Origin of the sequence: Martinezella rhizogenes (genome assembly GCF_007002745.1) — a bacterium.
GTDB classification, from domain to species: domain Bacteria; phylum Pseudomonadota; class Alphaproteobacteria; order Rhizobiales; family Rhizobiaceae; genus Agrobacterium; species Agrobacterium cucumeris.
The window spans coordinates 266,570-280,446 of the sequence record NZ_SGNY01000006.1 but is presented as its reverse complement, the minus strand read 5'-3'; the positions used below and the strand labels follow the sequence as shown (position 1 = coordinate 280,446).

12 protein-coding genes are annotated in these 13,877 nt (G+C 59.5%); all 12 read right to left on the bottom strand.

What is annotated here, in order from left to right:
- Positions 1-16: 16 nt before the first annotated feature.
- The 12 genes from EXN68_RS18800 to sdhA all read right to left on the bottom strand — a co-directional run bounded on the left by EXN68_RS18800 (position 17) and on the right by sdhA (position 13,874).
- Positions 17-661 (bottom strand): LysE family translocator, encoded by a 645-nt coding sequence (locus tag EXN68_RS18800; protein WP_161991389.1) that lies wholly within the window; start codon positions 659-661, stop codon positions 17-19.
- A 13-nt stretch (positions 662-674) separates the two neighbouring features.
- Positions 675-1,088: an MAPEG family protein gene (locus EXN68_RS18795; protein WP_142842300.1), complete on the bottom strand. Its 414-nt coding sequence runs from the start codon at positions 1,086-1,088 to the stop codon at positions 675-677.
- Between the two features lie 69 nt (positions 1,089-1,157).
- Complete coding sequence (gene odhB / locus EXN68_RS18790; protein WP_142842299.1) at positions 1,158-2,387, bottom strand: 2-oxoglutarate dehydrogenase complex dihydrolipoyllysine-residue succinyltransferase; 1,230 nt, start codon at positions 2,385-2,387, stop codon at positions 1,158-1,160.
- 53 nt (positions 2,388-2,440) lie between these two features.
- The gene (locus EXN68_RS18785) at positions 2,441-5,437 is read right to left on the bottom strand and encodes a 2-oxoglutarate dehydrogenase E1 component (protein ID WP_142842298.1); all 2,997 of its coding nucleotides are present in this window, start codon (positions 5,435-5,437) and stop codon (positions 2,441-2,443) included.
- A 177-nt stretch (positions 5,438-5,614) separates the two neighbouring features.
- Positions 5,615-6,517 carry a succinate--CoA ligase subunit alpha gene (gene sucD, locus EXN68_RS18780; RefSeq protein WP_046799538.1) on the bottom strand — a complete coding sequence of 301 codons (903 nt, stop codon included), beginning with the start codon at positions 6,515-6,517 and terminating at the stop codon, positions 5,615-5,617.
- Between the two features lie 17 nt (positions 6,518-6,534).
- On the bottom strand, positions 6,535-7,728 hold the full coding sequence (gene sucC / locus EXN68_RS18775) for an ADP-forming succinate--CoA ligase subunit beta (RefSeq protein WP_142842297.1): 1,194 nt from the start codon (positions 7,726-7,728) through the stop codon (positions 6,535-6,537).
- Between the two features lie 32 nt (positions 7,729-7,760).
- Positions 7,761-8,723 (bottom strand): malate dehydrogenase, encoded by a 963-nt coding sequence (mdh, locus tag EXN68_RS18770; protein ID WP_003504984.1) that lies wholly within the window; start codon positions 8,721-8,723, stop codon positions 7,761-7,763.
- Between the two features lie 178 nt (positions 8,724-8,901).
- Entirely contained in the window at positions 8,902-10,065 is a 1,164-nt protein-coding gene (gene zapE / locus EXN68_RS18765; protein WP_142842296.1) for a cell division protein ZapE, read from the bottom strand.
- Positions 10,066-10,157: 92 nt separating this feature from the next.
- Complete coding sequence (locus EXN68_RS18760) at positions 10,158-10,700, bottom strand: protease inhibitor Inh/omp19 family protein (protein ID WP_142842295.1); 543 nt, start codon at positions 10,698-10,700, stop codon at positions 10,158-10,160.
- 205 nt (positions 10,701-10,905) lie between these two features.
- The gene (locus EXN68_RS18755; protein WP_052818754.1) at positions 10,906-11,685 is read right to left on the bottom strand and encodes a succinate dehydrogenase iron-sulfur subunit; all 780 of its coding nucleotides are present in this window, start codon (positions 11,683-11,685) and stop codon (positions 10,906-10,908) included.
- A gap of 9 nt (positions 11,686-11,694) precedes the next feature.
- Positions 11,695-12,030 carry a succinate dehydrogenase gene (locus EXN68_RS18750; RefSeq protein ID WP_065114272.1) on the bottom strand — a complete coding sequence of 112 codons (336 nt, stop codon included), beginning with the start codon at positions 12,028-12,030 and terminating at the stop codon, positions 11,695-11,697.
- Positions 12,031-12,032: 2 nt separating this feature from the next.
- Positions 12,033-13,874 (bottom strand): succinate dehydrogenase flavoprotein subunit, encoded by a 1,842-nt coding sequence (gene sdhA, locus EXN68_RS18745; protein WP_142842294.1) that lies wholly within the window; start codon positions 13,872-13,874, stop codon positions 12,033-12,035.
- Between the last annotated feature and the right edge of the window lie 3 nt (positions 13,875-13,877).

The window sequence follows — 13,877 nt, the reverse complement described above, 5'->3', positions numbered from 1 at the left end:
GCGTTTGACCTGAAATTCAGGCCGCTTTTTCCGTTGCGAGTTTTATACCGAGTGCAATGAAGACCACGCCGCTGGTGCGGTCGATCCATTGGCTGGCGCGCTGAAATGCGGCGCGCATGCGTGGCGTCGTCATGAACAGGCTGACGCCGACGAACCACAGGATAAGGCAGCTCGCCATGACGAGACCATATCCGAATTTGATGGCGACCGGCGTATGGGCATGAACCACCGTCGAAAAGATCGACAGGAAGAAAAACACCGGCTTGGGATTGAGCGCATTGGCGGCAAAACCAAGCGTGAATGCCTTCAGTGCCGTCTGGCTGTTTTTGACCTGAACATCACCCTCGCCTTCAGCCGACGGTAATTCCGTCTTGCCGGCGCGCAGCGCCTTGACGCCGATATAGATCAGATAGGCGACGCCAAGCCATTTGACGATGTTGAAGAGATAAATCGACTGGGAGATGATGAGGCCAAGTCCGAGGATCGTATAGGTGACGTGGAACATCAGCGACGTTCCCACACCGAAGCTGGTGACGATGGCTTGCCTGCGCCCATGCACCATGGCCTGGCGCATGACCATCGCAAGATCAGCGCCTGGGGACACGATCGCGAAAGCGAAGATCGCCATCAGGGATGCAAGTTCGATCAAATACTGATGCATCTGAAACAAGCCTCTAGAACATCAAAACGAAAAGCATCAGGGCGAGGCCGAGCATGGAGCCGAGCCAGACCAATGAGCGGATATAAGGCACGCCGGCCAGATAAAGCGGTATGTAAATCACCCGGCAGATCAGCCATATCCAGGCGCCGGTCAGTGCCAGTCCGGACGGATCGCCGGCCATGATGACGCCGAAGGCAAGTGCTATGAAAGCGGGATAAGTTTCCCGGAAATTTTCAGACGCGCGGGCTGCACGGCCGGTAAGCCTGCCTTCCGGTTTCTTCTCCGCATCCCGCGGGCCGGCATTCCAGTCCAGCCCAAGTTCCCGCGTCGCCGTCATGGCTTGCAGCATGATGTGCACAGCAAGCAACAGGACGCTGAGACCGATCAGCGGTAAAAAGGGGGAAGCGGCAAGAAATGTCGGCTGCACTTTCGCTCTCCTGATGCGATTTCAGCGGGACCTCAGTTGAAATCCCGCTGAAAGGAAAAGCAAGACCGATTAGAGATCGAGAACCAGACGTTCCGGATCTTCCAGGCTTTCCTTGACGCGAACGAGGAAGGTCACGGCTTCCTTGCCGTCAACGATACGGTGATCGTAGGAGAGTGCCAGATACATCATCGGGCGGATGACGACCTGACCGCCGATGGCGACCGGACGCTCCTGGATCTTGTGCATGCCGAGAATACCCGACTGCGGCGCATTGAGGATCGGCGAAGACATCAGCGAACCGTAGACACCACCATTGGTGATGGTGAAGGTGCCGCCCTGCATGTCGGCCATGCCGAGCGAACCGTCACGCGCTGCCTTGGCGAGGCGGCCGAGTTCCTTTTCGACGCCGGCGATGGAGAGCTGGTCGGCATCACGGATGACAGGAACAACGAGACCCTTGTCGGTGCCGACAGCCATGCCGACGTGACAATAGTTCTTGTAGATGATGTCCGTGCCGTCGATTTCAGCGTTGACAGCAGGCAGTTCCTTCAGCGCGTGGGTCACGGCCTTGGTGAAGAAGCCCATGAAGCCGAGCTTGACGCCGTGCTTCTTCTCGAACACGTCCTTGTAACGGTTGCGCAGGTCCATAACCGCGCTCATGTCCACCTCGTTATAGGTGGTGAGCATGGCGGCGGTGTTCTGTGCGTCCTTCAGGCGACGGGCGATCGTCTGGCGCAGGCGGGTCATCTTCACGCGCTCTTCGCGAACCTGATCCTGCTCGGCGGAAACCGGACGGGGAGCTGCAGCAACCGGAGCCGGAGCGGCGGCAGGTGCCGAAACGCCCTTGGCGACAGCGGCTAGAACATCACCCTTCAGAACCTGACCGCGCTTGCCCGAACCGTCGACCTGATCGGCAGACAGGTTGTTTTCAGCAAGCAGCTTGCCGGCGGCAGGTGCCGGCGGCATGCCGCTGGCGGCGGGCACAGCAGCGGTTGCTGCGGGTGCCGGTGCGGCAGCGGCGGCAGGCTTTGCAGCCGGTGCGGCGGTCGCAGCGCCGGCAGCACCTTCGGCGATCTGGCCGAGAAGCGCGTCAAGACCAACGGTCTCGCCGTTCTGTGCAACGATTTCGGTCAGCACGCCGGAAGCGGGCGCCGGGACTTCGACGGTAACCTTGTCGGTTTCCAGTTCAACGAGAGGTTCGTCGGCCTTGACGGTATCGCCGACCTTCTTGAACCAGGTGCCGACGGTCGCTTCGCTGACGGATTCGCCGAGGGTTGGTACGCGGATTTCAGTGGCCATGATCTAGTTCCGTTATTCAGGTGTCTTTTTTGCGGGGCGATGCGGGAGAGTTCTCACTCTCCCAGCGCGTCTTCCAGGAACGCAGCAAGCTGCGCCAGGTGCTTGGACATCAGGCCGGTCGCCGGAGAGGCGGCAGCCGGACGGCCCGTGTAACGGACCTTCTGGTACTTGGCGTCGATATGCGCCAGAACCCATTCCAGGTAAGGATCGATGAACGACCACGAACCCATGTTCTTCGGCTCTTCCTGGCACCAGACCATTTCCGCGTGGCGGAAACGGGAAAGCTCGTTGATGAGCGCCTTTGCCGGGAACGGATAAAGCTGTTCGACGCGCAGCAGGTAGATGTCGTCGATACCGCGCTTTTCACGCTCTTCGAGAAGATCGTAATAGACCTTGCCCGTGCACATGACGACACGGCGGATCTTCGAATCCTTCTGCAGCTTGATCGGACCATCCTTGATGACTTCAGCATCATCCCACAGGAGACGGTGGAAGGAGGACTCGCCGGCCAGCTCCGCCAGCGAAGAAGTGGCGCGCTTGTGACGCAGCAGCGACTTCGGCGTCATCAGGATCAGCGGCTTGCGGAAGTCACGCTTCATCTGGCGGCGCAGGATGTGGAAGTAGTTGGCAGGCGTCGTCACATTGGCGACCTGCATGTTGTCTTCCGCACACATCTGCAGCCAGCGCTCCAGACGGGCAGACGAATGTTCCGGACCCTGACCTTCATAACCATGCGGCAGAAGGCAGACGAGACCGGACATGCGCAGCCACTTGCGTTCACCCGACGAGATGAACTGGTCGAACACCACCTGCGCGCCGTTGGCGAAGTCACCAAACTGGGCTTCCCACAGTGTCAGCGCATTCGGGCGGGCAAGCGAGTAGCCATATTCGAAGCCGAGAACGGCTTCTTCCGACAGCATCGAGTTGATGACTTCGTAACGGGCCTGCGTCGGGGCGAGATTGGCGAGCGGGATGTAACGCTCTTCGGTCTCCTGATCGTAAAGAACCGAGTGGCGCTGCGAGAAGGTGCCACGTTCGCAATCCTGGCCGGAAAGACGGATTTTGTGGCCGTCAACGACAAGCGAACCGAAAGCCAGAGCTTCCGCCATCGCCCAGTCGATGCCTTCGCCCGTCTCGATCATCTGCGAGCGGTTTTCCATGAAACGCTGGATCGTGCGATGCGCGGTGAAACCTTCAGGAATGGTCGACAGCTTCTTGCCGATTTCCTTCAGCTGCTTCATCGGCACGCCGGTCTTGCCACGACGCTGCTCATCGGCATTGTCGGCAGCGCGCAGGCCCGACCACTGACCATCCAGCCAGTCGGCCTTGTTCGGCTTGTAGGACTGACCTGCCTCGAACTCCTGCTCGAGATGGGCGCGCCAGTCAGCCTTGACCTTCTCGAAATCACCTTCGGTGATCAGGCCTTCCGCGATCAGGCGGTCGGCATAGATGCGGGCGACGGTCTTGTGGCCACGGATGACCTTGTACATCTTCGGCTGCGTGAACGCCGGCTCATCGCCTTCGTTATGACCGAAGCGGCGGTAACAGAACATGTCGATGACGACAGGCTTGTGGAACTTCATGCGGTATTCGGTCGCAACCTTCGCCGCATAGACAACCGCTTCCGGATCGTCACCGTTGACGTGGAAGATCGGTGCTTCAATCATCTTGGCGACGTCGGACGGGTAAGGCGACGAGCGCGAGAAGGCCGGGTTCGTCGTGAAACCGATCTGGTTGTTGATGATGAAATGCATGGTGCCGGCAACGCGGTGACCGCGCAGGCCGGACAGGCCGAGAATTTCAGCAACAACGCCCTGACCCGCAAAAGCGGCATCACCGTGCAGCAGCAGCGGCAGCACCTTGGCGCGTTCGGAAAGCGGAATGATGTCGCCGTCCCACTGCTTGGCCAGCTGGTCCTGCTTGGCGCGCGCCTTGCCCATGACGACAGGGTTGACGATTTCAAGGTGCGACGGGTTGGCCGTCAGCGACAGGTGAACCTTGTTGCCGTCGAATTCGCGGTCGGAGGAGGCACCCAGATGGTACTTCACGTCGCCCGAACCCTCGACATCGTCAGGCTTGAACGAACCGCCCTTGAATTCGTGGAACACGGCGCGGTGCGGCTTGCCCATGACGTTGGTCAGGACGTTCAGGCGGCCACGGTGGGCCATGCCGAGAACGACTTCTTCCAGGCCTTCCTGGCCGCCGCGCTTGATGATCTGTTCGAGCGCCGGGATCAGCGATTCACCGCCATCAAGGCCAAAACGCTTGGTGCCCTTGAAACGCACGTCGAGGAACTGCTCGTAACCTTCGGCCTCGACCAGCTTGGACAGAATGGCCTTCTTGCCCTCAGGCGTGAAGTCCACACCCTTGTCCGGGCCTTCGATGCGTTCCTGAATCCAGCCCTTTTCTTCCGGGTTGGACATGTGCATGAATTCGACGCCGAGCGTCGAGCAATAGGTGCGCTCGAGAATCTCGACCATCTCGCGCACGCTCGCATATTCGAGGCCGAGCACGTTATCGATGAAAATCTTGCGGTCGTAATCGCTTTCCTCGAAGCCGTAGGACTTCGGCGAAAGCTCATTGTAATCTTCGACGGCGCTGGCGATGCCGAGCGGATCGAGCTTGGCATGCAGGTGGCCGCGCATGCGGTAGGCGCGGATCATCATGATGGCGCGAACGCTGTCACGGGTCGCCTGCAGCACTTCCGCTTCGCTGACGGGCTTGCCGGTCGCGGCGCTCTTCGTCTCGGCCTTCGCCTGAACCTTTTTCTCGATGGCCTTCTCGACCGTGGCCCAGTTTCCGTCGAGTGCGGATACCAGTTCGCCATTTGCCGGGATCGGCCAGTTGGCGCGCTTCCAGGAGGCGCCTTGTGCGGCCTTCTTCACGTCTTCCGGATTATCGGACAACGCCTTGAAGAAGCTCTGCCACTCCGGCGACACGGAAGAGGGATCCTCTTCGTACCGGGCATAGAGCTGCTCGATATAGGCTGCATTCGCGCCGTCCAGAAACGACGTGATCTGAAACTGCTCGTTCGCTTCTTGCCTTGCCATTGTGTTCCTGCGGACTTGTCCGTCCGCCTCCTCGATGCCGTTAGGGCCGTTTCACCGGCCTGCCGCTTTGATTATTGCTGTCTGCCGCCGGGGCGGTATGCCGTCTGTCTATCGTCTTTGCGGCATCGGGCAGCGCAGCGATAAAGCCGCGCCGCCCGTTACCGGTCTCATGTGGTCTCAGCCCTTGAGGACTTCAACCAGCGTCTTGCCGAGGCGCGCCGGGGAAGGCGATACCTTGATGCCGGCTGCTTCCATGGCAGCGATCTTGGACTCTGCATCGCCCTTGCCGCCGGAAACGACAGCGCCGGCGTGGCCCATGGTGCGGCCCTTCGGAGCCGTACGGCCCGCGATGAAGCCGGCCATCGGCTTCTTGCGGCCCTTCTTGGCTTCGTCGATCAGGAACTGCGCCGCATCTTCTTCAGCCGAGCCGCCGATTTCGCCGATCATGATGATCGACTGCGTGGCTTCGTCGGCGAGGAACATTTCCAGGATGTCGATGAACTCGGTGCCCTTGACCGGGTCGCCGCCGATGCCGACAGCCGTCGTCTGGCCGAGGCCTTCATTGGATGTCTGGAAAACGGCTTCATAGGTGAGCGTGCCGGAGCGCGAAACGATACCGACCGAACCCTTGCGGAAGATGGAGCCCGGCATGATGCCGATCTTGCATTCTTCCGGCGTCATGATGCCGGGGCAGTTCGGGCCGAGCAGGCGCGACTTCGAACGGTCGAGTCGGGCCTTGACGCGCACCATGTCCATCACCGGAATACCTTCGGTGATGCAGGTGATGAACGGGATTTCCGCTTCGATGGCTTCGATGATGGCGTCAGCGGCACCTGCCGGCGGAACGTAGATCACGGATGCGTCTGCACCGGTCTTTTCCTTGGCTTCAGCAACCGTTGCGAAGATCGGCAGGCTTTCGCCCTTGGAGCCGGTCCAGGTTTCGCCACCCTTCTTCGGGTGAATACCGCCGACCATCTGCGTGCCGTAATAGGCAAGCGCCTGTTCGGTGTGGAAGGTACCGGTCTTGCCGGTCAGACCCTGAACAAGGATCTTCGTGTCTTTATTAACGAGAATAGACATTATTTCCGGTCCCTCAATTAGCCGTTGATCGCCGCGACGATCTTCTTGGCTGCGTCGTCCAGATCGTCAGCAGCCGTAATCGCAAGGCCAGATTCGTTCAGGAGCTTCTTGCCAAGTTCGACGTTGGTGCCTTCGAGGCGAACAACGAGCGGAACTTGCAAACCGACTTCCTTCACCGCGGCAATCACGCCTTCGGCGATGACGTCGCACTTCATGATGCCGCCGAAGATGTTGACGAGGATACCCTCGACCTTCGGGTCAGCCGTAATGATCTTGAAGGCTGCCGCAACCTTCTCCTTGCCGGCGCCACCGCCGACGTCGCAGAAGTTAGCCGGCTCTTTGCCGTAAAGCTTGATGATGTCCATCGTCGCCATGGCAAGACCTGCACCATTGACCATGCAGCCGATGTTGCCGTCGAGCGCCACGTATGCGAGGTCCCACTTGGAGGCTTCGATTTCCTTGGCGTCTTCTTCGGTCTCGTCGCGCAGCGCCTTGACATCGTCATGGCGGAACAGCGCGTTGCCGTCGAAGGACATCTTGGCGTCGAGAACGCGCAGATGGCCATTTTCCATGACGATCAGCGGGTTAACCTCGAGGAGAGCCATGTCCTTCTCGTTGAAGGCCTTGTAGAGGATCGGGAACAGCGACTTTGCGTCTTCGGCTGCAGCACCCTCAAGCTCGAGAGCCTTGGAGATCGCCGCAACGTCAGCGTCGCTCACACCCTTTTCCGGGTTGATGGCGATGGTATGGATCTTTTCCGGCGTGTCGTGGGCGACAGCTTCGATGTCCATGCCGCCTTCGGTGGAAACCACGAAGGCAACCTGACCGACGGAGCGGTCAACCAGCAGCGAGCAGTAGAGTTCGCGTGCAATGTCGGCGCCGTCTTCGATGTAGAGGCGGTTGACCTGCTTGCCGGCGTCACCCGTCTGGGCCGTCACCAGCGTGTTGCCGAGCATGTCCTTGGAATGGGAGACGACTTCCTCGATCGACTTCGCCAGACGAACGCCGCCCTTGGCGTCGGGGCCGAGTTCCTTGAACTTGCCCTTGCCGCGGCCGCCAGCATGGATCTGGCTCTTGACGACGTAAAGCGGGCCAGGAAGCTGCTTTGCGGCAGCTTCGGCTTCTTCGACCTTGAGAATGGCGACGCCTTCAGCAACCGGCGCACCGTAGCCCTTCAGAAGAGCCTTGGCCTGATATTCGTGAATATTCATGGAATAATCCCTGTTTGGAGCCGCTTGGAATATTACTTCAGCGACGGAGCGATGTTGACGCAGGCTTCGCAAAGACCAGCGACAGCGCCGACGGACTTCTGGAAGGCGGCTTCTTCTTCCTTGTTCAGTTCGATCTCGATGATGCGCTCGATACCGCCGGCACCGATGATGGTGGGCACGCCGACATACATGTCGTCAACGCCATACTGGCCCGAGAGGTGGGCAGCGGCGGGCAGAACGCGCTTCTTGTCCTTGAGGTAGGATTCAGCCATTTCGATCGCCGAAGCGGCCGGCGCATAATAGGCCGAACCGGTCTTCAGCAGGCCGACGATTTCAGCACCACCGTCGCGGGTGCGCTGGATGATCTGCTCAAGGCGCTCGGCGGTCAGCCAACCCATCTTGACGAGATCGGTCAGGGGAATGCCGCCAACGGTGGAATAACGTGCGAGCGGCACCATGGTGTCGCCGTGACCGCCAAGAACGAAGGCAGTGACGTCCTGAACCGAAACGTTGAATTCTTCAGCCAGGAACAGGCGGAAACGCGCGCTGTCGAGAACGCCGGCCATGCCGACGACCTTGTTCTTCGGCAGGCCGGAGAACTTCTGCAGCGCCCACACCATGGCGTCGAGCGGGTTGGTGATGCAGATCACAAAAGCGTTCGGGGCATATTTCTTGATGCCGGCGCCGACCTGTTCCATGACCTTGAGGTTGATGCCGAGAAGATCGTCGCGGCTCATGCCGGGCTTGCGGGCAACGCCAGCGGTGACGATGCAAACGTCTGCGCCTTCGATGGCGGCATAATCGGAAGCGCCGGTGAGCTTCGCATTGAAACCTTCAACCGGGCCGGACTGGGCAATATCCAGACCCTTGCCCTGCGGAATGCCGTCGGCGATGTCGAAGAGGACGATATCGCCCAGTTCCTTCAGGCTGGCGAGGTGTGCCAGCGTGCCGCCGATCATGCCAGAACCAATAAGTGCAATTTTTTTGCGAGCCATCGAATGCTTCCTCTTGAGCTTCAATTCAATTTCACCGCGCCAAACCGGCAGCCAAATTGTCGCACTTCGATTAGCCCCATTGGCCAAAATTGGCAACAGATTCTTTTGTGATGAATATTTTCAATCGTTTAGATCATTATTTTCTTACGTAAACGTAAGAAAATGCGTCACGAAAGTGTCAAACTTTCTGCCGTTTTTCGTGGTGCAGCGCGAGATAATCGGCACTGCGCATCTCAAACAACCGCGAGGCCGTGCGATCGAACTCAAAACCTTCCGTCCCCTTGCGCTTGCCGAGCAGGTCCTCCGGCATAGCCGCGGCGGAGGCAAAAAGCCTGACACTGTGGTCATAAAGCGCATCGATAAGGATGATGAAACGTTTGGTCTCGTTCCGCTTATCCACGTTGAGCAGCGGGATATGATCGATGAAGACCGTATCGAACCGGTTGGCGATGGCGAGAAAATCGGACGCCCCGAGCGGCTTTTCGCAAAGGTCGGAAAACGAAAAACGGGCGACCCGGCCGCTGGCTCGCGGCACCAGAATGGAACGGCCCTTCATTGGTATTTCCGTCGGCGCAACGAGATGGCCGGCAGTCATGTGCCGCCAGGCCATATCCATTGCCTGATCCGCCGTACCATCAAGCGGCGTGACATAGACCGGCAGGCTTTCCAGCTTTTCCATCCGGTAATCGGTCGGGCTGTCCAGCGTCACCACATCCACATATGTCTTCAGCAGATCAACGAAAGGCAGGAACAGGCCGCGATTAAGGCCGTCCTTATAAAGATTGTCGGGCACGACGTTGGAGGTCGTCACCAATGTGCAGCCATTGGCAAACAGCTCGCTGAACAGCCGGGCAAGGATCATCGCATCGGCAATATCCGTGACGGTAAACTCGTCAAAGCACAGGAGTTCGGCTTCCGCCAGCAGCTGGGCGGCAACGGGCGGAATGGGATCAGCCTGTTTGGTTTCGCCATTTTTCAGCTTCTGCCGGTGCGCGTGCACACGATTATGCACGTCGGCCATAAATTCATGAAAGTGGCAGCGGCGCTTGGAGGAAACCGGCGCCATTTCATAAAACATGTCCATCAGCATCGTCTTGCCGCGGCCGACGCTGCCATAGACATATAATCCCTTGACGGGGGCGGCAGGCCCGGCCTTGCGCGCGAACATCCAGCCGAGCGCACTTTTTTTCTTGGCCGGCTTGCGCGCCTTCAGATCAGCAAGAATACGATCGAGATGCGTCGCCACGCCAAGCTGGGCGGCATCGGCCTGCAAAGTGCCAGCTGCCGTCAATGCGTTGAGCTGCTCAACGACACTATGATTGTAATCAGGCAATGGCTTCATGGAAAAGCGCCCCGGTCGCGGAAGCAGCACAGCACCCGCGACGAATGGAATGGCTCAAAACGAGGAAAGCAATCCGGATGCACCGGAAATGCTCATCGGCTGAGGCTGAGCGGCTGGCCGCTATTGGTCGTTCCGTCAAAGCGCGCATCGGCGCTCTTGTAGACGCGGCCGATCGTATCACCTGCACGGTTCTTGAAGAGAACCATCTTGCCGGACACTTCCCAGGACCCCATCGCCGTCAGCTCGCCGGAGCAGCCACGGGTGCCGCCGCGCGAACCGCTGCCGAGATTGGTGAGCGTCAGGAACATGTCGCAATTGGCGCCGCCATTGGAAACGCGCCAGTTGCCGACCATGGATTCCTTGGTGACGTCGAGCGCCGTCGTCGGCGGAGCCGCAGAAGCCACATCGGTGCCGCCAGGCGTTGCCGAAGCGGGTGCCGACGGGAACTGGCTGCCCGAAGCGCCACCGGGCGGCGGCAGGGCGCCGGACTGAACGGAGGGAACCGGCTGCGCCTGCAGCGGCGGCGTATAACCGGGATTATTGCTGCCGTTGTTGTTGTAATCGTAGGAGGTACGTTGGCAACCGGCAAGGCTCATCACAACCGCAAGGCCCGTCACCACATATCTGAATTGCATATCAAGCTCCCGATTCTCTCGCTTCCGGAAAGACCATGATCGAACAAGAAGGCTGAATTATTACTAAAGCCTTACCTTGCGCAAGCGATGGCCGGGATAATTACCATTTCGGTCAATTTTTACCGAAATTTCCCAAGCCCGGTTGTAAAAAGAGCCGCGGTGGATACCGCGGCCCGGATAAATTGCCGTCGCCAGCGAATCGCCTTTAGACGCGGCGTTCGACCATCATCTTCTTGATTTCCGCGATCGCCTTGGCCGGGTTCAAGCCCTTCGGGCAGGCCTGCGCGCAGTTCATGATGGTGTGGCAGCGATAAAGGCGGAAAGGATCCTCGAGATTGTCGAGACGCTCACCGGTTGCCTCATCGCGGCTGTCGATCAGCCAGCGATAGGCCTGCAGCAGAACGGCGGGACCGAGATAACGATCGCCATTCCACCAGTAGCTGGGACAGGAGGTCGAGCAGCAGGCGCACAGAATGCACTCATAAAGACCATCCAGCTTCAGGCGGTCTTCATGGCTCTGCTTCCATTCCTTGGCTGGCGTCGGCGAAACCGTCTTCAGCCAGGGCTCGATGGAACGATGCTGGGCGTAGAAGTTCGACAGGTCAGGAACGAGGTCCTTCACGACGGGCATATGCGGCAGCGGATAAACCTTCACCGTGCCATTGATCTCTTCCATGCCCTTGGTGCAGGCAAGCGTATTGGTGCCGTCGATATTCATGGCGCAGGAGCCGCAAATGCCTTCGCGGCAGGAGCGGCGCAGCGTCAGCGTCGGGTCGATGTTGTTCTTGATGTAGAGAAGCGCATCGAGAACCATCGGTCCGCAATCGTCGACATCGATATAATAGGTATCGATGCGCGGGTTCTGGCCGTCATCCGGGTTCCAGCGATAGATGCGGTATTCGCGCACATTCTTGGCACCATCAGGCTTCGGCCAGACCTTACCTTCGTTGATCTGGGAATTCTTGGGGAGAGCGAGTTCAACCATGATAAAATCCTAGTATGCCGACAGGAATTCGGACTTCACATAACCCTTGCAACCACCGAACAGCGCGTCGCTGGCTCGCACATAAGCGACCGAGCCTTCGCGCTTTATGACCTCGGCTTTAGTGCCAGGTCTGGCGACGCATTCCAAATTCTGCGCCGTAACCGGATTACCAACCGAGATACGGGCATTCATCGCTGCTTTGGCGGTTTTCCATACGCCGACGTCGTTGAAAACCGCAGCAGTATTCCCACCGGGAGCACGCAACTTGTAGCGCTCAGCAGCTACCGCAGGTGCGGCAGTCGCTAGAACACCAATCAAAAAAACAAGACCGATGCGCTTTCCCATGATCAATATACTCGCGCCTTCGGCTCGATCTTTTTGGGATCGATGCCGTCGGCGATCAGGTCGGTGTGAACCGGGCGATAGTCGAGTTTGACGTCGCCTTCGGGACTGACCCAGGCAAGCGTGTGCTTGCGCCAGTTCACATCGTCGCGACCGGCGAACGGACCATCGACGAAATCCTCACGGGCGTGCGAGCCGCGGCTTTCCTTGCGCGCTTCCGCGCCATAGACCGTGGTGATCGCGTTGGCCATCAGATTGTGCAGCTCAAGCGTTTCGACCAGATCGGAGTTCCAGACCATCGAACGGTCGGTAACCTTGACGTCAGGCAGTTCCTTCCAGATGGCGGAAAGACGCTGGCAACCGCTTTCCAACGATTCCTGCGTGCGGAACACCGCCGCATCGTCCTGCATGGCGCGCTGCATCTTGTCACGCAGCACCGCCGTCGGCGTCGAGCCATTGGCGAAACGCAGGCTGTCGAAGCGTTCCATGATCTTGTCGCAGGCCGCGATGTCGAGCGCCGGAACCGGCGCATCACGGTCGATGACCTGGGCAGCGCGGATGGCGGCGGCACGGCCGAAGACCACAAGGTCGATCAGCGAGTTGGAGCCGAGGCGGTTGGCACCGTGAACCGAGGCGCAACCGGCTTCGCCGACAGCCATCAGGCCGGGCGCGATACGTTCCGGATTGTTGGCATCGGCATTCAGCACCTCACCCCAATAGTTGGTCGGAATGCCGCCCATATTGTAGTGAACCGTCGGCAGGACCGGGATCGGCTCGCGCGTCACGTCGACGCCGGCGAAAATCTTGGCGCTTTCGGAAATGCCCGGAAGACGCTCATGCAGGATCGCCGGATCGAGGTGATCGAGATGCAGGAAGATGTGGTCCTTGTTCTTGCCGACGCCGCGGCCTTCACGGATTTCCATCGTCATGCAGCGCGACACCACGTCACGCGAGGCGAGGTCCTTTGCCGAAGGCGCATAACGCTCCATGAAGCGCTCGCCTTCGGAGTTGACGAGATAACCGCCTTCGCCGCGTGCGCCTTCGGTAATCAGGCAGCCTGCGCCATAAATGCCAGTCGGGTGGAACTGTACGAATTCCATGTCCTGAAGCGGCAGGCCGGCACGGGCAATCATGCCGCCGCCGTCGCCGGTGCAGGTGTGGGCCGAGGTTGCGGAGAAATAGGCGCGGCCGTAACCGCCGGTCGCCAGCACCACCATCTTGGCGGAGAAGCGATGGATCGTGCCGTCATCAAGGTTCCACGCCACGACGCCGGTGCAACGACCGTCTTCCGACATGATGAGATCGAGCGCGAAATATTCGATGAAGAATTCCGCATTGTTGCGCAGTGACTGGCCATAAAGCGTATGCAGAATGGCGTGGCCGGTACGGTCGGCAGCGGCACAGGTGCGCTGCACCGGCGGGCCTTCACCGTAATTCTGCATGTGGCCGCCGAACGGGCGCTGGTAGATCTTGCCCTCGGCATTGCGCGAGAACGGCACGCCGTAATGCTCCAGCTCATAGACCGCCTTCGGCGCTTCCATGGCGAGATATTGCATCGCATCAACGTCGCCCAGCCAGTCGGAGCCCTTTACGGTATCGTAAAGGTGCCACTGCCAACAGTCAGGCGTCATGTTGGTGAGTGATGCCGCGATGCCGCCCTGCGCCGCAACCGTGTGGGAGCGCGTCGGGAAGACCTTGGTGATGCAGGCCGTGCGGAAACCCTGTTCCGCCATGCCGAGCGTTGCGCGCAGACCCGCGCCGCCGGCGCCTACCACGATCACGTCATAGGAGTGATCGACATAGGTGTAAGCCTTGCCATTCTGGGAAGGTGAACTGATCGATGCCATGGC

Coding starts and splice junctions, on each gene's coding strand:
- sucD (WP_046799538.1), bottom strand. CDS start 6,517: ATGTCTATTCTCGTTAATAAAGACACGAAGATCCTTGTTCAGGGTCTG.
- sdhA (WP_142842294.1), bottom strand. CDS start 13,874: ATGGCATCGATCAGTTCACCTTCCCAGAATGGCAAGGCTTACACCTAT.
- mdh (WP_003504984.1), bottom strand. CDS start 8,723: ATGGCTCGCAAAAAAATTGCACTTATTGGTTCTGGCATGATCGGCGGC.
- EXN68_RS18750 (WP_065114272.1), bottom strand. CDS start 12,030: ATGGGAAAGCGCATCGGTCTTGTTTTTTTGATTGGTGTTCTAGCGACT.
- EXN68_RS18760 (WP_142842295.1), bottom strand. CDS start 10,700: ATGCAATTCAGATATGTGGTGACGGGCCTTGCGGTTGTGATGAGCCTT.
- EXN68_RS18755 (WP_052818754.1), bottom strand. CDS start 11,685: ATGGTTGAACTCGCTCTCCCCAAGAATTCCCAGATCAACGAAGGTAAG.
- odhB (WP_142842299.1), bottom strand. CDS start 2,387: ATGGCCACTGAAATCCGCGTACCAACCCTCGGCGAATCCGTCAGCGAA.
- EXN68_RS18800 (WP_161991389.1), bottom strand. CDS start 661: ATGCATCAGTATTTGATCGAACTTGCATCCCTGATGGCGATCTTCGCT.
- sucC (WP_142842297.1), bottom strand. CDS start 7,728: ATGAATATTCACGAATATCAGGCCAAGGCTCTTCTGAAGGGCTACGGT.
- zapE (WP_142842296.1), bottom strand. CDS start 10,065: ATGAAGCCATTGCCTGATTACAATCATAGTGTCGTTGAGCAGCTCAAC.
- EXN68_RS18785 (WP_142842298.1), bottom strand. CDS start 5,437: ATGGCAAGGCAAGAAGCGAACGAGCAGTTTCAGATCACGTCGTTTCTG.